This is a genomic window from Actinomadura gamaensis, assembly GCF_042652125.1.
In the GTDB taxonomy this organism is placed as follows: domain Bacteria; phylum Actinomycetota; class Actinomycetes; order Streptosporangiales; family Streptosporangiaceae; genus Spirillospora; species Spirillospora gamaensis.
Genome location: NZ_JBHSIT010000019.1, coordinates 50,499 through 69,162, shown reverse-complemented (window position 1 = coordinate 69,162; position 18,664 = coordinate 50,499). Strand labels below are relative to the sequence as shown.

Sequence of the window (18,664 nt, the reverse complement as noted above, 5' to 3'; positions counted from 1 at the left end):
GAGGCGGGCTTGCCAAGGGGCTCGCCGTCACGTTGCGGACGATGACCAGGCGTTCGATCACGCGGCAGTACCCGGAGGCCGAACCGGACCTCCCGCCGCGCAGCAGGGGCGTGATCGCGCTCCTGGAGGAGAACTGCACGGTCTGCATGCTCTGCGCGCGCGAATGCCCGGACTGGTGCATCTACATCGACTCCCACAAGGAGACGCTGCCCGCCGAGGGCGGCGGACGCGCGCGCACGCGCAACGTCCTCGACCGGTTCGCCATCGATTTCGCCCTGTGCATGTACTGCGGCATCTGCATCGAGGCGTGCCCGTTCGACGCGCTGTTCTGGTCGCCCGAGTTCGAGTACGCCGAGTACGACATCGCCGAGCTGACGCACGAGAAGGAACGCCTGCGCGAGTGGATGTGGACGGTCCCGCCGCCGCAGGCCCCCGACGAGCGCGCCGAACCGCCCAAGGAAGTCCAGGCCGCCGAGAAGGCCGCCGCCCGCGGGGACCGCCGATGACCGGCCGGGACCTGGTGTTCGCGCTGCTCGGCGTGGTCGCCGTCGGCGCGGGCGCGCTGGTCGTGACGACGCGGCAGCTCGTGCACGCGGCGCTCTGGCTGGTCGTGTCGTTCGGCGCGCTGGCGGGGTGCTACCTGGTGCTGACCGCCGAGTTCGTCGCCTGGGTCCAGGTGCTGATCTACGTCGGCGCGGTCGTCGTGCTGCTGCTGTTCGGGATCATGCTGACGCGCGCGCCGGTCGGGCCGTCCGAGGGGCTGGACTCGGGCAACCGCTGGGCCGCGCTCGCCGTCGCGCTCGGCACCGCCGTCCTGCTCGTCACGGTCCTGGTCATGGGCTTCCGCTGGACGGCGCTGAACGACGCGCCGAGGTGCGCGCCGGACGCGGCGTCCTGCCCGGCGAAGGCCAACGGCAGCGCCGAGCATCTCGGCGAGGCCGTCTTCCGTACCTGGGTGCTGCCGTTCGAGGTCCTGTCGGTGCTGCTCCTCGCCGCGCTCGTCGGCGCGATCGTGCTGTCCAGGACGGACCTGCCGACCCGGAGGGGACGCTGATGCATCTCGCCTTCCCGCTCGTCACCGCCGCGCTGCTGTTCTCCGCCGGCGTGTACGGCGTGCTCGCGCGGCGGAACGCGATCCTCGTGCTGATGTCGGTCGAGCTGATGCTGAACGCGGTGAACCTGAACCTCGTCGCGTTCGACGTGCACCTGCGCGACCGGCTGCACGGCGGGCAGGTGCTGACGCTGTTCACGATCGTCATCGCCGCCGCGGAGGTCGGGCTCGGCCTCGCGATCGTGCTGCTGGTGTTCCGGAACCGGCAGATGATCGACGTGGACCGGCTGCGCGAGCTCGCCGAGCCCGCTGAGCCGGGCTCGGAACCGGGCTCGGGCTCGGAACCGGGCTCGGGCAGGGGACCGGGCTCGGGCACGGGACCGGAACCGGGCTCGGGCGCGGGGCCGGAACCGGGCGCCGGGTCGGCCGCTTCGCGGGAGGCGGTCAAGTGATCGTCCTCGCCGCGCTGGTCATCCTGCTCCCGTTCGCCGGCGCGTTCGCCGGGATGCTCGGCGGACGGCGGCTGCCGCAGCCGTGGGTGGCCTGCGTCCCGGTCGCGGTCTCGACCGTCCTGGCGGCCGTCGTCGCCTTCACCGTGTGGCGGTCGCCGGGCGAGCGCGTCGGCACGCTCACGCTGATCCGCACCGGCACGCTGCCGATCCGCGTCGGGCTCCAGGTGGACGGCCTGTCCGGGCTCGTCGGGATCATGGTGTGCTGCGTCGCGCTGGCCGTCCAGGTGTACTCGGTGGCGTACATGTCGGACGACCGGCGGTACACGTCCTATGCCGCGTTCGTGTCGCTGTTCACCGCCGCGATGCTCCTGGTCGTCTTCGCGGGCGACCTCCTGCTGCTGTACGTCGGCTGGGAGGTCATGGGCGTCTGCTCGTACTTCCTCATCGGCCACCACTGGGAGGACCGCGCGAACTCGCGCGCGGCCGTCAAGGCGTTCCTGGTGACGCGGCTCGGCGACGTCGGCTTCCTGTTCGGGATCTTCGTCCTCGGCGTCGCCGCCAAGTCGTTCACTATTTCGGTCGTGCTCCTGCACGTCGGCGGCATGTCCCACACGACGCTGACCGTCGCCGCGTTCCTGCTGCTGTGCGGCGTCGTCGGCAAGTCGGCGCAGTTCCCGCTGCACACGTGGCTCCCGGACGCGATGGCGGGCCCGACCCCGATCAGCGCCCTGATCCACGCGGCGACGATGGTCGCGGCCGGGATCTACTTCGTCGCGCGCGTTTACGCGGTCTTCTGGCTCGTCCCGGCGGCGCTGACCGTGCTGGGCCTGGTCGCGGTCGTGTCGATGGTCGGCTCGGCGCTGGCGGCGCTGGCGCAGGACGACCTGAAGCGCGTCCTCGCCTACTCGACGATCAGCCAGCTCGCCGTCATGGCGGCGGGGCTCGCGGTCGGGGCGCGCTCGGCGGCGGTCTTCCACCTGGTCACGCACGCGGCGTTCAAGGCGCTGCTGTTCCTGGCGGCGGGTTGCGTCATCCACGCGACGACCACGAACATGCTCGCCCGCTACGGCGGCCTGCGCCGCACGATGCCGATCACGTTCTGGACGATGACCGCCGGTTTCGCCGCCCTCGTCGGCGTCCCGGGGTTCAGCGGCTGGTTCAGCAAGGACGCCGTCATCGGCGCGGCCCAGCACGGCGCTCTCCACAACGGCGACTACGCCGGGCACGTCCAGGGCGGGTGGTTCGCGTACGCGCCCGTTCAGACGCCGCCATCGCCGGTCAGGCCCCCTGGAGGCGCCGTCTGGTACTTCCGCGCCGATCCCGGACTGCATCTGCCCAGCGGCGTCGCCTGGACGATCTACCTCGCGCTGCTGCTGACCATCGGGCTCACGGCGGCCTACTCGACGCGCGCGTGGCTGATGACGTTCTTCGGTGAGCCGCGCGCCGACGCGCCCGCGCACGAGGCCCCCAAGCTGATGACCTGGCCGGTGATGGCGCTGACGGTGCCCGCCGTGATCCTCGGCTTCTTCGGGCTCGGCGCGCACGAACTGCGGCCCGAACTGGAGCCGTCGCTGCTCGGGATCGTTCTCGTGGCGGCCGGATTCGGGCTGGTGTGGCTGGCCTGGAACCGCGATCCGGCGGCGGATCCGGTGCGCGCGCTCGGTCCGGTGCGTCCGGTGTTCGCAAAGGCCTTCTACCTGGACGAGCTGTACGCGTTCGTCATCGTCCGGCCCGTCCGGACGCTGGCGCGCGGCGTGGCCGTCTTCGACCGGATCGGCATCGACGCGGCCGTCGTCGGGACGGCGCGCGGCGCGCGCAGGCTCGGGAGCGCGCTGCGGATACCGCAGAACGGCAACGCCCAGTCCTACCTGACCGCGCTGCTCGGCGGCGTGGTCGTCATCACGGCCCTGGTGGTGATCTTCCAGTGATCTTCCTGCTGATGATGGCGATCCCGGCGTGCGCGGCGCTCGCGCTGCTCGTCCCGAGGGCGCGCTTCCTGCCGGACGACGCGTCCCTCGGCCGGTTCGCGATCCTCGTCTCCGGCGCGACGCTGCTGGTCGGGCTGTCGGCGATGACGGCGTTCGACTTCTCCGCCGCGTCCCGGACGCAGCTCGGCGTGAACCGTCCCTGGGCGTCGTCCATCGGGCTGCGGTTCCACCTCGGCGTGGACGGGATCTCGCTGCCGCTGGTCGTGCTGACCGCGCTGCTGACGTTCCTCTGCTTCCTCTACACCTACCGGCATCCGCCGGCGGGCGGACGGCTGCGGCTGCTGGCCGCGCTGCTGCTCGTCCTGGAGATCGGGATGCTCGGCACGTTCGTCGCGCTCGACCTGATCCTGTTCTTCGTGTTCTTCGAGGTCGTGCTGATCCCGATGTTCGCGGTCATCCTGCTCTGGGGCGGGCCGGACCGGCGGGCCGCGGCGACCAAGTTCATCCTCTACACGCTGCTCGGGTCCGGGCTGCTGCTCGCGGGCATGCTGCTGGTCGCGGTGAACGCCGGGACGCTCGACATGACCGAGCTGGCCCGGCGGCACGGCGCGGGCGTCTCGCACGGCGTCCAGGTCGCCGGGTTCCTGCTGATGATGCTCGGTTTCGGGGTGAAGGCCCCGATGTGGCCGCTGCACACCTGGCTCCCGGACGCGCACACCGAGGCCCCGACGGTCGGATCCGTCCTGCTCGCCGGGGTGCTGCTGAAGATGGGCACCTACGGGCTCGTCCGGATCGCCGTGCCGTCCGCGCCCGACGGCGCGCGGTCGTGCGCGACCGCCCTCGGCCTGCTCGCGGTCGTCGGGATCGTCTACGGCGCGCTCGCCTGCCTCGCGCAGACCGACCTGAAACGGATGATCGCCTACTCGTCCGTCGGGCACATGGGCTTCGTCCTGCTCGGCATCGCGACGCTCACCCCGGTCGGGATGAACGCGGCGCTGTTCGGCAACATCGCGCACGGCCTGATCACCGGCCTGCTGTTCTTCCTGGCCGGATCGGTCAAGGACCGGTACGGCACCGGCGACCTCGCCCGCATCGGCGGCGGGATGCTCGGCACCGCGCCCCGGCTCGCCTCGTTCCTCACCTTCGCCGCCGTCGCCTCGCTCGGCCTCCCCGGCCTCGCCGGGTTCTGGGGCGAGATGCTCGCGCTGCTCGGCGCCTACCGGCCGGACGCGGGCCTGTCCCGGCCGGCCTTCGTGACGTTCATGGCCCTCGGCGGCCTCGGCGCGGTGCTCACCGCCGCCTACTTCCTGCGCCTGCTCGCGAAGATCACCCACGGCCGGCCGCGCGCGGACGCCGTGGAGGTCGCCGAGACCGCGTCGATCGCCGCGCCGACCGCGTACGAGTACGCCGCCTGGGTCCCGCTCGTCGCGCTGACCCTGCTGGTCGGCCTCTGGCCGAAGACGCTGCTGGCCGTGACGTCCGGCCCCGTCCGCGCCCTGTTCGGAGGTCTCGGATGATCCAGGGGATCGACTACGCGGCCGTCGCGCCGCCGCTGCTGTGCGCGGTCGCGGCCGTCGCGGTGCTGCTCGCGGACGCCTTCGACGTCCCGCGGCGGTGGCTCGGCGCGGTCACGTCCCTGTTCCTCGCCGCCGCGCTCGTCGCCGTCGTCGCGCTGACGGCGGGGGACCGGCGGGCGACGTTCTGCGTGCCGTCCGGCCTTCGGAGCGGCGGACCACGATCGTGCTCCTACGTCACCGACGACTTCACGCTGCTCTTCCAAGGGCTCGTGCTCGCCGCGGCCATCGTCGTCGTCCTGCTGTCCCTGCGCACGATCGAAGTGGACGACCTGCCCGCGGGCGAGTACCACTTCCTGCTGCTGTCGGCGATCGTCGGGGCGCTCGCGCTGGTCGCCGCGCGTGACCTGGTGACGCTGGTCGTCTCGTTGGAGACCCTGTCGCTGCCGGTGTTCGCGCTGGTCGGGCTGCGGCGCCGGGACGGCGTGGCCGCCGAGGCCGCGCTCAAGCTGTTCCTCGTCTCGGTCGTCTCGACGGCCATCATGCTGTTCGGCATCTCGCTGCTCTACGGCGTGACCGGTGCGATGCACCTGGACCGGCTGTCGGCCGGGCTGCGCGCGGTGCCGTCCGACCTGAAGCCGGTCGCGGCGGTCGGCGCCGTCCTGGTCCTCGCCGGATTCGCCTTCAAGGTCGCGGCCGTCCCGTTCCACTTCTGGGCCCCGGACGTCTACCAGGGCGCCCCGCTTCCCGTCGCGGCGTTCCTGTCTGTCGTGTCCAAGGCCGCCGGATTCGCCGGGCTCGCGATCGTCGTCGGGCTCGGGATGCCGTCCTTCGGGCACGTGTGGGGGCCGGTCGTCGGTGCCCTGGCCGCCGTGACGATGACCCTCGGCAACCTGATGGCACTGCGGCAGCGGACCGCGATCCGGCTGCTGGCCTGGTCGTCGGTCGCGCAGTCCGGCTACATGCTTGCGCCGCTCGCGGTCGGGGAGCGGCGGCTCCCGGAGGCCGTCGCCGCGACCGCCGCCTACGTCGCGCTGTACGCCGTGATGAACCTCGGCGCGTTCGCGGTCGTCGCCGGCGCCCAGAAGCCCGGATCGCCGCAGATCGAACTGGACGGGTTCCGCGGACTCGCGCGCCGCGACCCCCTCTCCGGGACGGCGCTGGCGTTCTTCCTCATCTGCCTCGCCGGCCTGCCGCCGGGCGTGATGGGACTGTTCGCGAAGGTCGTCGTCTTCCGCGCGGCGGTCGCAGGGGACGTCACCTGGCTGGCGGTCGTGATGGCCGTGAACACCGTCATCGGGCTGTACTACTACCTCGCCTGGGCCGTCCGGGTGTTCGGGCCGTCCGGCGAGGGGGCGGCCGCGCGTCCGGGGCTCGCCGTCCGGGCCGCGATCGCGGCGACCGCGGCGGGCGCGGTGGTGCTGTCGGTCGCGCCGCAACTGGTCCTCTCGGCCGTCGCCGCCGCCACCTGAGCTTCCGCCGCAGACCGGGACGAAGGGAACGTTCTTCCTGGTCATGCCGTTGTCGTTAATGTACGAACCGTCAACGGGAGGCAGGACACACGTGCAGTTCAACGGCATCAAGACGGCGGCCCTCATCGCTGCGCTGTCGGCGTTGATGCTGGCGGCGGGCTGGGCCCTCGGGGGCACGGCCGGCCTGACCATCGCCCTGCTGATCGCGCTCGGCACCAACGGGATCGCGTTCTTCTTCAGCGACCGGATCGCGCTGCGCTCGATGCGCGCCCACCCGGTCGGCGAGGTCGAGGCGCCGGTGCTGTACCGGGCCGTCCGGGAACTGGCGACCTCAGCGCGCCAGCCGATGCCCCGCCTCTACGTCTCGGAGACCATGCAGCCCAACGCGTTCGCGACCGGGCGCAACCCGCGCAACGCGGCGGTCTGCGTCACGCGCGGCATCCTGCGCATCCTGGACGAGCGGGAGCTGCGGGCCGTCCTCGGACACGAACTCTCCCACGTCTACAACCGGGACATCCTGATCTCCTCGGTGGCCGCCGCGATCGCGACGGTCATCACCTACCTGTCCCACCTGGCGATCTTCCTGCCCATCGGGCGGACGGACGACGACGAGGGCCCCGGCATCGTCGGCGCGCTCCTCATGGTGATCCTCGGCCCGATCGCCGCCGCGGTCGTCCAGATGGCGATCAGCCGCACCCGCGAGTACCAGGCGGACGCCTCGGGCGCCCAGCTCACCGGCGACCCGCTCGCGCTCGCCTCCGCGCTGCGCAAGATCGAGGCCGGCACCCAGGCCCTCCCGCTCCCGCAGGACCCGGAACTGGCGTCCACCAGCTCCCTCATGATCGCCAACCCGTTCCGCGGCGCCGGCGTCGGCAAGCTGTTCTCCACCCACCCGCCGACCGCCGACCGCATCGCCCGCCTGGAGCGCATGGCCGGCGTCTGAGAAGTCGCGGAAGAAAGACCGAACCTGCGGGCCGTCCGGCCCGTCATAGAACACAGAGCGCGCCCACCGCGCCCTTCAGCGGGGGAAGGGTCGCGGGGCGCGCTCACCCTCGGCTCACGCGGCCGGGACGCCATCCCCCCGGCGCCCCGGCCGCGTGACCGACCTAGCGGTAGTTCACGAACTGCAGCGCGACGTCCAGGTCCTGCGCCTTGAGCAGGTTGATCACGGCCTGCAGATCGTCCTTCTTCTTCGAGCTGACGCGCAGCTCCTCACCCTGGATCTGGGCCTTCACGCCCTTCGGCCCCTCATCCCGGATGATCTTGCCGATCTTCTTGGCGTTCTCCTGCGAGATGCCCTCCTTGAGCGCCACGGTCAGCTTGTAGACCTTCCCGGACGCCTTCGGCTCCGACGGGTCGATCGACTTCAGCGAGATCCCGCGCTTGACCAGCTTGTCCTTCAGGACGTCCAGCACCGCGTTCGCGCGCTCCTCGGTGTTGGCCTGGATCTCGATCGCCTCCCCGGCCCACTTGATCCCGGCGTCCACGTTCCGGAAGTCGAACCGGTTGGCGACCTCCTTGGCCGCCTGGTTCAGCGCGTTGTCGACCTCCTGCCGGTCGAGCTTGCTCACGATGTCAAAGGAAGAGTCCGCCACCGGACACCTCACCCCTTCCAGGCTGCGATTACGTCCGCCCCGAGCACCAGGCGCGCGACCCTGGACCCACCCCGGCGCGCCCCGCCAGCGTAGCGACCCGAGCGGATGTCACACCCACTCCCAAGGTCCGCTATTCTTTCCAGTGCCGCCGCGACAGCGACGACCCAGGCGGGTTGCCCGAGTGGCCAATGGGAGCGGACTGTAAATCCGTCGGCTTAGCCTACGCAGGTTCGAACCCTGCACCCGCCACACCCAGTGGAACGGCCCCTGACCAGGCACAACGGTCAGGGGCCGTTCGCATGTTCAGAGCCCGGCCCGGGCAGCGGAACGCCGCCGGATGCAGCCTGGCGTCACTGGTCGCGGAATATACGCGGAATCCGGCCCGGCTCGTTTCCGCAGGTCGGCTCAGGGAGTTGGGAGAGCCCCGGCGCGAACCGGGGCTCTGTGGAGCTGAAGATCTTGGGCGCCTGGTCGGTGCGGGGGTCGTAGAAGCCCGGAGGCCCCCGGCGTGAGCCGGAGGCCCAGTGTGAACGAAGTGGACGGCGTGGTCCGGTCATCACCGGGCCGATGCGCCCACGTATTGGCTGGCCTACTTCTCCCAGGGATTGCAGCCCTCAGGGTAGCCGGCGGGAAAGACGTGGTCCGGGGCCACCATGCAGGGTGTGGCGGGTGAGATGGCTGGTGCTTGCGCTGTGGTGGCCGCTTGGGCCGGCAGGGCGGCCAGGGCGAGGATGGCGGCTGCCCCGAGCAGAGCGCCGGTGATGATGCGCATGTTGTGACGTCCTCCTGTTCTGGGCGCACTGAGCGGTGCGCCACCATATGACTACCCTTGGTGGTTATGTGGAGGGCGATTAAGAACCATTGAGGGCGCAAAGAAGGGCGAAATTGGCTCTAGGGACCGGCGCATCGACTCAGGGGCGAGCGGCGCACTTCAGGCGCCCAGAGCGTCATCGATCCGCCGGTTCGCCCTGTCCTGCTGGCCAATGATGCACTTGGCGTAAATTTGAAGAGGCATTTTCGCCGAGTGCCCTGCCCGTTCGGCGAGCTCGCTTGCCGGTACGCCCGAGTTGAGCCACAGCGAGACCTCGGCATGCCGCAGGTCATACGGCCGACGGGCCAGGGGAGAGGCGACCTGTTCTGGAGGGAGCGCCAGTTTGCGAGTCTTCGCCCACACATCGCCGTAGGCCCTCGAGCCGACGATGCCGCCCCGCTCGGTCTGAAACAGCCGCCCACCCGCCACACTCAGTGGAACGGTCCCTGACCGGCTTCAACGGTAGGGACCGTTCGCATACCCGGCCCCTGGCCGAGAGGAAGACCGATGCCGCTGATCTCGATCATCACCGCAGCCCACGCCCGGTCCGCGACGTACCTTCCCGAGACCGCGAAGGCCATCGAGGCCGTAAAGCTCCCCGAGGGCTGGGACCTTGAATGGGTCGTCCAGGAGGACGGCGCGGACCCGAAGCTCCGCGGCTTCTTCGCGTCCATTCCGTACGCCGAATACGACGCGGCCGGACGCCAGCTCGGCATCGCGCTCACGCGGAACCTGGCGCTGACCCGGGCTTCCGGTGTCCTGCTCCAAGCCCTCGACCAGGACGACATACTTCTACCCGAAATCTTCACGACCCTGATCCCGCACTTCACCGAGCGCGGGATCCACTGGGCCATCGGCCAGGCGGACGACCTCCTTCCCGACGGCACCCGCAAGCCGTACCCCTCGCCCATCCCGTTCGGCCTCAAGCGTCCGGGCGAGGTGAATGAGTTCGCCGAGGCGGACGGCGGCAACTGGCCGATCCACGGCGCGGCCCTCATGCTCCGCACCGCCACCTTCCGCGCCCTGGGCGGCTGGACCGGCATCCCCTACGACGACGAGCTGGCCACCTTCGCCGCCCTCTCGCAGATCTGCGAGGGCTACTACGACGAAGCGATCACCTGGCTCTACCGTCACCACCCCGACCAAATCCACCGCACGAACGGCGCACGACAACTCAGCGCAGCCGGCCGCCGCATCGCCCTCCAACGCGCCGTAGCCGTACAAGCAACGGGCATGACCTTCTCGTCCGAGCCAGCAGGCGCTTTCGTAAACGAGCGCCCCGTCCACGTCGGCGAGATCACCAAGGACACGACCCTCGGCGCATAACCCCGCTGAAAAGCTCCGAGATCGAGACGGGTTCGGTGTGCTTTCTAGGGTGCTGCATTCAGTTGGAGCATTCCGGGATGGACGCTGCGCCGGGGCCTGCCTGGCGCTCGGATCGAGGACGGGCCAGGTGAGCCGTCAGGCTGGTGGTCGTCATGCAGGGTGATCGGTATCACTGCCGCGGAGATCGTGGCGACCGCGCCTCTCACCGCGGCGGGCGATCGCGCCTTGCCGCTTGCTCAAACGCTTCCCCCGCAAATTTTGAAGATATTCGCGCCTGCTGTGGCCACGGGAGGTTCGCCACGGTGGCTGAATTCTGGGCGCCTGAATCCGTTAGTTGCGGTCGTGGGCGGCGTGAAGTGCCGGTCATATACCGGGCCTTCCCGCGATGCTTATGATCGGGTGTCCCGGAAAGGCGACGCCGGGCGCTCCGCCGAACTCATTCCGGGGCGTGGGGGCGAACGGCTGCCGGAGTTCCACGCGGTTTGCGCTGTTCGGGACGTGCGGCGGGGCAGTAGGTTCGCCGGGTGGCGAAGGTGTTGAGTGATGCGGCGCGGCGGTTGGTGGACGGGGCGCACCCGGCGGTGCTCGCGACGGTGAATCCCGACGGGAGCCCTCAGACGTCCGTCGTGTGGGTGGGGCGGGATGGGGACGACCTGCTCGTTTCCAGCCAAGAGGGACGGCGCAAGGTGCTGAACGTCCTGGGGGATCCGCGGGTGTCGTTGAGCGTTTACGACCAGAGTGACCCGCTCTGGTATCTCGAGGTGCGCGGGAAGTGCGCCGTCGTCGAGGACGAGGGGCGTGCGCTCGCGGTGGCGCTGGCGGAGAAGTACGAGGGCGCGGGCGCGGGGGAGGAGTACGTGAAACTGCCGCCGGAGGTCGTGCGCGTGGTCATGCGGATCTCGCCGGAGAAGGCGGTCGGGACGGCCGCGCAGGGGTGAGCGGCCGTCCCGGGGGATTCGTCAGCGGCGGAAGCGAACCCCGATGGCGAGGGGGAGCATCACGGCGGCGAACGCCGGGACGGGGCCGGGTTCCGGGGCGGGCAGGGGGGCGAGCGCCTTGCTGTGCTTGAGGGCGGGCTGCTTGAAGGTGCTCGGGATCGGGATCGTCCCCATCCGGTTGAGCGGCCAGACCTTCACGAAGGCTCGGCCGATGACGTTCTTCGTGGGGATCGAGCCGTTGTCCGGGCCGTCCTGGTGCGCGCGCGAGTCGAGCGAGTTGGAGCGGTGGTCGCCCATGACCCAGAGCTGGCCGTTCTGCAGCGTGACGTCGAACGGGCTCTCGGACGGCTTGTCCTGCTCGTGGTCGTTCGGGTCGGTGTAGATGTACGCCTGCTCGTCGAGCGCGACACCGTTCACGGTGATGCGCCCCTGCGCGTCGCAGCACTTCACGTGGTCGCCGGGGACGCCGATGACGCGCTTGATGTAGTCCTTCTCCGTGGGCGCGACGCCGAAGGCCGTCCCCACCCAGCGCACCGCCTTGGAGAAGATGTTGCCGGGCTTGGACACCTGCACCTCGGGCTGCCACGAGGGCGGGCCCTTGAAGACGATGACATCGCCCCTGGTGACGTCCCTGGTGTGGAACACGATCTTGTTCACCAGGACGCGGTCGCCGACCAGCAGCGTGTTCTCCATGGAGCCGGACGGGATGTAGAAGGCCTGGACCGCGAACGCCTTGATGGTGAGGGCGAGGATCACGGCGACGGCGATGAGGATGGGCAGTTCCTTCCAGAACGAGCCCTTCTTCTTGGCCTTGTCCTTCTGCTTCCCTTGCTCGGGCTCCTCTGGAGAGGGTTCTGTGTGCTGGTCTTCAGCGTCAGGTCGCACGTTCGAGAACCTCCCCGGGGACAGGCTTGCCAGCTTATGGTGTCCGATGCCGCAGCGCGCCTGTGGATCGGCCCCAAGTCGAGGACGCGCCATAGGCGTTTGTTGTTCCCACTCCGTGATGGATGTTGTTCCCCAGGCGAGTGGACGTGTAGACCAGGCTCGTGCATGTGTGCTTCGCGAGCGAACCCGCGCCCGGACGGCCGAATGAGGATTTTGTGGTCGCAGGCCCCGATTGGGCCGTCGTCCTGGACGGGGCCACAGCACCCCCGGGCGTGGACAGCGGATGCGTGCACAACCCCGCGTGGCTTGCGCATCGCCTTGGCGGAGCCCTCGCGACGAGGCTCTCGGCTGAGGACGAGCGTCCGCTGGACGACCTGCTCGCCGAATCCATCAAGACGGTGTGCGAGATGCACGCCGACCGGTGCGATCTGAGCAACCCCGACAGTCCGTCCGCGACGGTGGCGATGCTGCGTCTGAGGGAGGACGTCCTGGAATGGCTGGTTCTCGCTGATTCGCCCGTCCTGCTGGATGTGGACGGCGAGGTGAGGGTCATCCGAGATGACCGGGTTGACCACCTGCCCGGATACACGCTTGAGGCGGTCCGTACCGCCCGCAACGCGCCGGACGGATTCTGGGTCGCGAGCACCCGGCCGGCGGCCGCCTACGAGGCGCTCAGCGGCCGGATCGAGGCTTCCTCGGTCCGGCGGGCGGCGATGTTCAGCGACGGCGCGTCCAGGCTCGTGGAACGTTTCGAAACGCTCGACTGGACGGGCCTTCTCGACCTCACCGATCGGGAAGGCCCGCTCGCCGTCATCGAGCGGACGCGCGCCGCCGAGTCCGCGGAGCCGGACGGCGCGCGCAGGGGGAAGCGCTACGACGACGCCACCGCCGCCTTGTTCCGCCTATAGCTACAAGGTCCCGCCTGCAGCGACGAGGCACCGCCCGTAGTGAGCCAGCGGGTGCTCCGTAGTGGCCTCTACTGGCCTCGGTCCGGGGCGATGTGCGGCCACCAGGCGGCGAGGTCCTCGGCATGGTGGACGCCCTCGATGGCCAGCGTCGCGTCCATCATCGGGAAGCGCCGTCCGGCGGGGAAGTGGCGCGCGTACGAGGGCGGGTCGAGGACGACCACTCGCGTGCCGTTGATGGCGGGGATGTCCGCGGGGACGCCCTCGTTGTAGATCCATGCGCCGTGGCCGTCCACGAGGTTCCACGGACTGGTGACGATGACCTTCCCCGGCGGGTCCTGATTGGTGAACCACGCGATCCAGTCGGGCGGGAGCGGTTCTCCGGGCATGCATCCGGGACGGCCTAGGAGCGCCCCGCCCAGAAGCATGTGCAGCTGGAAATTGTCGCCGACGCCCGCGATCGTGACCGTCCAGCCCTGCCTGCTGGCACGGTCCAGGACGAGAAGCCTCTCGCCTTCGAGCACGCGCAGGAGGTCGCGCACGTAGGACATGTGCGGGTGGTACTCGGCGGCCTCGCCGGCGATGTCGGCCTTGCGTTCCCGATCGGGGACGGCACCGCGCACCATCGCGGAGTTCTGCAGGATCGTGGTCGTCCCCATGGCGAACTGGGGGAGCGAGAACCACGCCAGCATCGCGCTCACGGCGGCGTCCCCCAGCTTCGGGCCGATGGTGTCGACGATCGCCTGGGACGGCGCGTCCTGCTCCATGTCCGGCGGTGTGTCGCCGGTGGCCTCGCTCCATGCGCGCGCGAAGGCGAGCGCCTCGGTCGTCACCTGCGTCGCACGTTCGACCAGCGGCAGCCCCACGGGCTCCGGCGAGGCGCCGTTCTCCACCCACGCGCCGGACATGACCGCGAGCCAGCCGGCCATGGACGGCTGCGCCTTGGCCAGGCCGTCCGCCAGGCGCGGCAGCGCCGCCGACAGGACGGCGGGAGGGACCTGCTGGGCCATTCCCATGAGCCGCGGCAGCAGGTCGCTGAACGCGGGGTTCTCGGTGATCGCCGCCTGGACGAGCGCGTCACAGGTTCGAAGGAAGTCCTCGGACATGCGGATCACCCTGACATACCGGATTCTAGAGCCGGATTCTAGAATCGGTGCCATGGACGCACAGGACTTCGCCGACGTCATCTCGGCCGTACGCGCCTTCGTGCGCGAGCAAGTCATTCCCCGCGAGGACGAGATCGAAGAATCCGACTCCATCCCGGAGGCGATCCGCCTGGGCGCGCGCGAGATGGGCCTGTTCGGCTACGCGCTGCCCGAGGAGTACGGCGGGCTCGGGCTGTCGGTGAGCGAGGAGGTCAGGCTCGTCTTCGAGCTCGGCTACGCCAGCCCGGCCTTCCGGTCGATGTTCGGCACGAGCAACGGCATCGCCGGCCAGGTCCTCGTGAAGTCGGGATCGCCCGGGCAGCGGGAGACCTGGCTTCCGCGCCTGGCGTCCGGCGAGATCGTGGGCGCGTTCGCGCTCACCGAGGCGGAGGCCGGGTCAGATCCCAGCACCCTCACCACCACCGCCCGACGGGACGGCGACGACTACGTCATCGACGGTGCCAAGCGCTTCATCACCAACGCCCCAGAGGCGGACGTCTTCATGGTCTTCGCGCGCACAGGAGGACCGGGCTCGCGCGGCATCTCCACCTTCCTCGTCCCCGGAAACGCGCCCGGCCTGAAGGTCGGTCGACCGGACGCCAAGATGGGGCAGCGCGGCGCGCACACCGCCGAGGTCTTCTTCGACGGAGTGCGGGTTCCGGCGTCCGCGATGGTCGGGCCGGAGGGGACGGGCTTCCGGACGGCCATGGCCTCGCTCGCCCACGGACGCGTCAGCATCTCCGCCGTCTGCGTAGGCCTGGCCCAGCGGATCGTCGACGAGACCGTCGCGTACGCGCGCGAGCGCAGCCAAGGCGGGCGCACCATCGGCGAGTACCAGCTGATCCAGGGGCTCATCGCCGACTCCCAGACCGATCTGTACGCCGGACGCTCGATGGTCCTCGAAGCCGCGCGCGCGTTCGACGCGGGGGAGGACACCAAGCTCGGGCCGTCCTGCACCAAGTACTTCTGCTCGGAGATGGTCGGACGCGTCGCCGACCGCGCCGTGCAGGTGTTCGGTGGGATGGGCTACATGCGCGGCGTCCCCGTGGAGCGGTTCTACCGGGACGCCCGGCTGTTCCGCATCTACGAGGGGACGAGCCAGATCCAGCAGCTCGTCATCGCCCGCCACCTCCTGCGCTGAGGCCCCGAGAAGGGGCCTCGGGCCTTGGCGGATTGATTTCGCACTCCGCCCCGGGACCGTGTACTGTTCTTCCTGTCGCCGCGAACGGAAGAACGCGGAGGACAGGCCCCTTTAGCTCAGTCGGCAGAGCGTCTCCATGGTAAGGAGAAGGTCTACGGTTCGATTCCGTAAAGGGGCTCAGCCAGAAGAGCCGCATCCCGGATGAGGGATGCGGCTCTCTTCGTTATACGCCGACGCTATGCGTCGGCCGCGTCCTGCGCGCGCGGTCGTGCGCGGGGTTCGGCGGACGCGATCTGGCGGGCGTTCTTTCGTGTCCTCTCGCGTCCTCGGGAGCGCGAGTGTGACCCATGATGACGATGATGCGGAACGTGTCCGGGGGCCCTGCCCAGCCGCGTGCGAGATTCGCTCGTGTGCGGGCGTTGTGGTAGCGTCCATCCGGTCCCAACGGGATGATTCGCAGGTCATCCGCATCAGCGGGTAGCCTGGGGTCCGGTCCGCTGCGGACCACACGTGGAACCGAGTCCCCCTGCAAGCCCCGGGAGCTCGTGTTTCCCCGGTGCGGTGAAGTTCCGGTATCCTTGCAATCCGGTCGTCACCGACCATCACGGCGGGGTAGCTCAGTCAGGCAGAGCAAGCGGCTCATAATCGCTGTGTCGCCGGTTCAAGTCCGGCCCTCGCTACTACCCGAACCTCTCGGCCCCCCACGGGGGCGAGAGGGCTGGGTTGAAACAGCCGGCCTTCCACTCCCGGACGGCCGACCGAGAACGTCCATGTCCCTAGCCCAGAAAGGCACTCCAACGTGGCTGCCACCGATGTCCGGCCAAAGATCACGCTGGCCTGCCAGGAGTGCAAGCACCGCAACTACATCACGCGGAAGAACCGGCGGAACGACCCGGACCGCCTGGAGATCAAGAAGTACTGCCCCAACTGCCGGACCCACCGGCCGCACCGCGAGACCCGCTAGTCGCCACCCGAGCACAGCGGTCCGCGCGGGCAGCTTCGCGCTTGCCCCAGACGCGCCTCAGCCCGTCCTCGCCATACCCGCGAGGGCGGGCTGAACGTCGTTCTGTTACCGTCCCGGAGCGAGACCGGTAAGCGGGCGCTTGGGCGCGGGCGCCTGCGGACCCCGCGCGCACGAGCCCCGGCAAGGGCTTCCCGCGCGCGAGCCCTCGGACTCCACCGGGGAGTCCGTCCGCGAGGGGGTCCGCACGCGAGCGAGAAGGACGGAGTGCATGGCGATCAACCGTGATTTCATCGGGCGGACGTTCCCGCCCAGCGAGCCCTACGAGGTCAGCCGGGTGAAGATCCGGGAGTTCGCGGACGCCATCGGCGACCCCAACCCCGTCTACCGCGACCCGGAGGCCGCCCGCGCCGCCGGGCACCCCGACGTCATCGCGCCGCCCACCTTCCCGATCGTGGTCTCCCTCGGCGGCAGCGCGCTCGCCGACCCCGGCCTCGGCATCAACTTCGCGATGGTCGTCCACGGCGAGCAGCGCTTCGAGTACGTGCGTCCCGTGCGCGCGGGCGACGTGGTCACCTGCACCTCGACGATCACCGAGATCAGGGCGATCGGCAACAACGAGAAGGTGGACATCGTCACCGACGTCACGACGACCGAGGGCGAGCTGGTCTGCAAGTCGTACAACACGATCGTGGAGCGGGGTGCCTGATGACCGCCAAGGTGAAGTTCGACGAGGTCAACGTCGGCGACGAACTGCCCGCGCAGACCTACCACGTCGACCGCGCGAACCTCGTCATGTACGCGGGCGCGTCCGGCGACTTCAACCCGATTCACTGGCGTGAGAGCTTCGCCAAGAAGGTCGGCCTGCCGGACGTCATCGCCCACGGCATGTACACGATGGCCCAGGGCGGCCGTTACGTGACCGACTGGGCGGGCGACCCCGGCGCGGTCGTGGACTACGGCGTGCGCTTCTCCGCGCCCGTCGTGGTCCCCGACGAGGGCGGCGCCGACCTGGAGCTGACCGGGAAGATCGAGGAGAAGCGGGACGACAACACGGTCGTCATCGCCCTGACGGCGCGCTCGGCGGGCCAGAAGGTCCTCACCCGGGCCAAGGCCGTCGTCAAGCTCGCCTGATCCACGCCTCGCCTGGTTTACGCCGTCACCGCTGGTCGGCGGTGCTGGACGGGGCCGCTTAACGCTGCCGCTCGCCGGACGCGGACGGCGCTGAGCCGCCTGAGGCGGGACGAGGGGCACGAGTACGGTACACATGAGCCGGGGGCGGGTGGCCGCCCCCGGCTCATGCGCGCGCAGGGGAGGGGAGACACCACGTGGCGGTGTTCGCTGAAGAGGTGAACCTGGCCGGATACACGACGCTGCGGCTCGGCGGTCCGGCCCGGCGGTTCGTCGAGGCCACGACCGAGGCCGAGGTCGTCGACGCCGTCCGGGAGGCGGACGCGGACGGCGAGCCGGTCCTGGTGCTCGGCGGCGGCAGCAACCTGGTGGTGTCGGACGAGGGCTTCTCCGGGACGGTCGTCCACGTCGGGACGCGTGGCGCGGAGCAGGTCACCGACAGCCACGGCCGCGTCCTCATGCGCGTGCAGGCGGGTGAGGAGTGGGAGCCGTTCGTGGCGCGCTGCGTCGCCGACGGCCTCGCCGGCGTCGAGTGCCTCTCCGGCATTCCCGGACGCGTGGGCGCGACGCCGATCCAGAACGTCGGCGCCTACGGGCAGGACGTTTCGGAGACGATCGTCGAGGTTCGCGCGTACGACCGGCGGACGGGGACGACCGTGACCCTCTCCCGGGACGAGTGTCGCTTCACCTACCGCAACAGCCTCTTCAAGCAGACGCCGGATCGCTACGTCGTTCTCGGCGTGACCTACGCGCTGCGCGAGTCCGACGACTCCCAGCCGATCGCCTATGCGGAACTCGCGCGCCGCTTGGGCGTGGAACCGGGCGCGCGCGTTCCGCTGAAGGAAGCGCGGGACGCCGTCCTCGAACTGCGCCGTGGCAAGGGCATGGTCCTCGACCCGTCCGACCCCGACACGCGTAGCGCTGGATCGTTCTTCACCAACCCCATCCTGGACGCGCCGTCTCTCGCTTCTTTGGAACGGCACGTCGCGGAACGCCTCGGCCCCGATGCGACGTTCCCACGCTACCCGGAGAGCGACGGGCGCACGAAGACGTCCGCTGCCTGGCTCATCGATCGCGCGGGCTTCGCCAAGGGGCACGCACGCGGGCGCGCGCGCATTTCTACCAAGCACACCCTCGCTCTCACCAATCCGGACGGCGGCAGCACCGCGGACCTCCTCGCCCTCGCCCGCGAGGTGCGGGACGGCGTGCGCGCGGCCTTCGGCGTGGAACTGGTCAACGAGCCGGTGTTCGTCGGCGTGACTCTCTGAGCATTTCGGGCGTCGCCGGGCTCTGACCTGGTCGGCGACGCTCTCGGCCGACTCAGGGGTTGGGCTCTCGTCGGGTCGCAGATGATCACCTAACCGAAACGGTAGGAGAGTGTGGCCGGGATCGGTTTGACGAACTTAGTG

18 protein-coding genes, 3 tRNA genes and 1 pseudogene are annotated in these 18,664 nt (G+C 70.1%); 18 read left to right on the top strand and 4 right to left on the bottom strand.

The window, feature by feature from the left end; all coding sequences use genetic code 11:
- The first annotated feature begins 41 nt into the window (after positions 1-41).
- The 7 genes and pseudogenes from ACFPCY_RS40915 (at position 42) to htpX (ending at position 7,360) form a co-directional block, all read left to right on the top strand.
- The gene (locus ACFPCY_RS40915; protein ID WP_378264895.1) at positions 42-506 is read left to right on the top strand and encodes a 4Fe-4S binding protein; all 465 of its coding nucleotides are present in this window, start codon (positions 42-44) and stop codon (positions 504-506) included.
- The gene (locus ACFPCY_RS40910) at positions 503-1,054 is read left to right on the top strand and encodes an NADH-quinone oxidoreductase subunit J family protein (RefSeq protein WP_378264893.1); all 552 of its coding nucleotides are present in this window, start codon (positions 503-505) and stop codon (positions 1,052-1,054) included. Before ACFPCY_RS40915 ends, ACFPCY_RS40910 begins: the two co-directional genes overlap by 4 nt.
- Positions 1,054-1,335, top strand: a pseudogene (nuoK, locus tag ACFPCY_RS40905) (NADH-quinone oxidoreductase subunit NuoK); the annotation flags it as partial. The gene ACFPCY_RS40910 and the pseudogene nuoK, both read left to right, overlap by 1 nt.
- A 164-nt stretch (positions 1,336-1,499) precedes the next feature.
- Positions 1,500-3,431 (top strand): NADH-quinone oxidoreductase subunit 5 family protein, encoded by a 1,932-nt coding sequence (locus tag ACFPCY_RS40900; protein ID WP_378264891.1) that lies wholly within the window; start codon positions 1,500-1,502, stop codon positions 3,429-3,431.
- On the top strand, positions 3,428-4,948 hold the full coding sequence (locus ACFPCY_RS40895) for a complex I subunit 4 family protein (protein WP_378264889.1): 1,521 nt from the start codon (positions 3,428-3,430) through the stop codon (positions 4,946-4,948). The genes ACFPCY_RS40900 and ACFPCY_RS40895 overlap by 4 nt, the downstream gene beginning before the upstream one ends.
- Entirely contained in the window at positions 4,945-6,417 is a 1,473-nt protein-coding gene (locus ACFPCY_RS40890) for an NADH-quinone oxidoreductase subunit N (RefSeq protein ID WP_378264887.1), read from the top strand. The genes ACFPCY_RS40895 and ACFPCY_RS40890 overlap by 4 nt, the downstream gene beginning before the upstream one ends.
- Positions 6,418-6,508: 91 nt before the next feature.
- Positions 6,509-7,360, top strand: coding sequence for a zinc metalloprotease HtpX (gene htpX / locus ACFPCY_RS40885; RefSeq protein WP_378264885.1), 852 nt, complete (start codon positions 6,509-6,511; stop codon positions 7,358-7,360).
- A 163-nt stretch (positions 7,361-7,523) separates the two neighbouring features.
- On the opposite strand, the gene ACFPCY_RS40880 is transcribed toward htpX, so the two are convergent.
- Complete coding sequence (locus ACFPCY_RS40880) at positions 7,524-8,012, bottom strand: YajQ family cyclic di-GMP-binding protein (protein ID WP_378264883.1); 489 nt, start codon at positions 8,010-8,012, stop codon at positions 7,524-7,526.
- 167 nt (positions 8,013-8,179) lie between these two features.
- Here ACFPCY_RS40880 and ACFPCY_RS40875 point away from each other — a divergent pair.
- Positions 8,180-8,261, top strand: a tRNA-Tyr gene (locus tag ACFPCY_RS40875).
- A 340-nt stretch (positions 8,262-8,601) separates the two neighbouring features.
- On the opposite strand, the gene ACFPCY_RS40870 is transcribed toward ACFPCY_RS40875, so the two are convergent.
- The gene (locus ACFPCY_RS40870) at positions 8,602-8,784 is read right to left on the bottom strand and encodes a hypothetical protein (RefSeq protein ID WP_378264881.1); all 183 of its coding nucleotides are present in this window, start codon (positions 8,782-8,784) and stop codon (positions 8,602-8,604) included.
- 546 nt (positions 8,785-9,330) lie between these two features.
- Here ACFPCY_RS40870 and ACFPCY_RS40865 point away from each other — a divergent pair.
- Complete coding sequence (locus tag ACFPCY_RS40865) at positions 9,331-10,149, top strand: hypothetical protein (RefSeq protein WP_378264879.1); 819 nt, start codon at positions 9,331-9,333, stop codon at positions 10,147-10,149.
- A 524-nt stretch (positions 10,150-10,673) separates the two neighbouring features.
- Positions 10,674-11,087 (top strand): PPOX class F420-dependent oxidoreductase, encoded by a 414-nt coding sequence (locus ACFPCY_RS40860; protein WP_378264877.1) that lies wholly within the window; start codon positions 10,674-10,676, stop codon positions 11,085-11,087.
- A gap of 21 nt (positions 11,088-11,108) precedes the next feature.
- Here ACFPCY_RS40860 and lepB read toward each other — a convergent pair whose 3' ends face one another.
- Positions 11,109-11,972 (bottom strand): signal peptidase I, encoded by an 864-nt coding sequence (gene lepB, locus ACFPCY_RS40855; RefSeq protein WP_378264875.1) that lies wholly within the window; start codon positions 11,970-11,972, stop codon positions 11,109-11,111.
- Between the two features lie 161 nt (positions 11,973-12,133).
- On the opposite strand from lepB, the gene ACFPCY_RS40850 reads away from it, so the two are divergent.
- Positions 12,134-12,880 carry a protein phosphatase 2C domain-containing protein gene (locus tag ACFPCY_RS40850; RefSeq protein ID WP_378264873.1) on the top strand — a complete coding sequence of 249 codons (747 nt, stop codon included), beginning with the start codon at positions 12,134-12,136 and terminating at the stop codon, positions 12,878-12,880.
- Between the two features lie 68 nt (positions 12,881-12,948).
- On the opposite strand, the gene ACFPCY_RS40845 is transcribed toward ACFPCY_RS40850, so the two are convergent.
- Entirely contained in the window at positions 12,949-13,983 is a 1,035-nt protein-coding gene (locus tag ACFPCY_RS40845) for a hypothetical protein (protein ID WP_378264871.1), read from the bottom strand.
- A 52-nt stretch (positions 13,984-14,035) separates the two neighbouring features.
- Here ACFPCY_RS40845 and ACFPCY_RS40840 point away from each other — a divergent pair, with 52 nt between their 5' ends.
- The 7 genes from ACFPCY_RS40840 to ACFPCY_RS40810 all read left to right on the top strand — a co-directional run bounded on the left by ACFPCY_RS40840 (position 14,036) and on the right by ACFPCY_RS40810 (position 18,523).
- A complete protein-coding gene (locus ACFPCY_RS40840) occupies positions 14,036-15,163 on the top strand; it encodes an acyl-CoA dehydrogenase family protein (RefSeq protein ID WP_378264869.1) in 1,128 nt (375 codons plus the stop codon).
- Between the two features lie 105 nt (positions 15,164-15,268).
- Positions 15,269-15,341, top strand: a tRNA-Thr gene (locus ACFPCY_RS40835).
- Positions 15,342-15,769: 428 nt separating this feature from the next.
- Positions 15,770-15,843 (top strand) — tRNA-Met (locus ACFPCY_RS40830).
- A gap of 119 nt (positions 15,844-15,962) precedes the next feature.
- Entirely contained in the window at positions 15,963-16,127 is a 165-nt protein-coding gene (gene rpmG, locus ACFPCY_RS40825) for a 50S ribosomal protein L33 (RefSeq protein ID WP_026404241.1), read from the top strand.
- A 268-nt stretch (positions 16,128-16,395) separates the two neighbouring features.
- The gene (locus tag ACFPCY_RS40820; protein ID WP_378264867.1) at positions 16,396-16,833 is read left to right on the top strand and encodes a MaoC family dehydratase N-terminal domain-containing protein; all 438 of its coding nucleotides are present in this window, start codon (positions 16,396-16,398) and stop codon (positions 16,831-16,833) included.
- Positions 16,833-17,258 carry a MaoC/PaaZ C-terminal domain-containing protein gene (locus ACFPCY_RS40815; protein ID WP_378264865.1) on the top strand — a complete coding sequence of 142 codons (426 nt, stop codon included), beginning with the start codon at positions 16,833-16,835 and terminating at the stop codon, positions 17,256-17,258. The genes ACFPCY_RS40820 and ACFPCY_RS40815 overlap by 1 nt, the downstream gene beginning before the upstream one ends.
- Before the next feature lie 194 nt (positions 17,259-17,452).
- On the top strand, positions 17,453-18,523 hold the full coding sequence (locus ACFPCY_RS40810) for a UDP-N-acetylmuramate dehydrogenase (RefSeq protein WP_378264863.1): 1,071 nt from the start codon (positions 17,453-17,455) through the stop codon (positions 18,521-18,523).
- Positions 18,524-18,664: the final 141 nt, after the last annotated feature.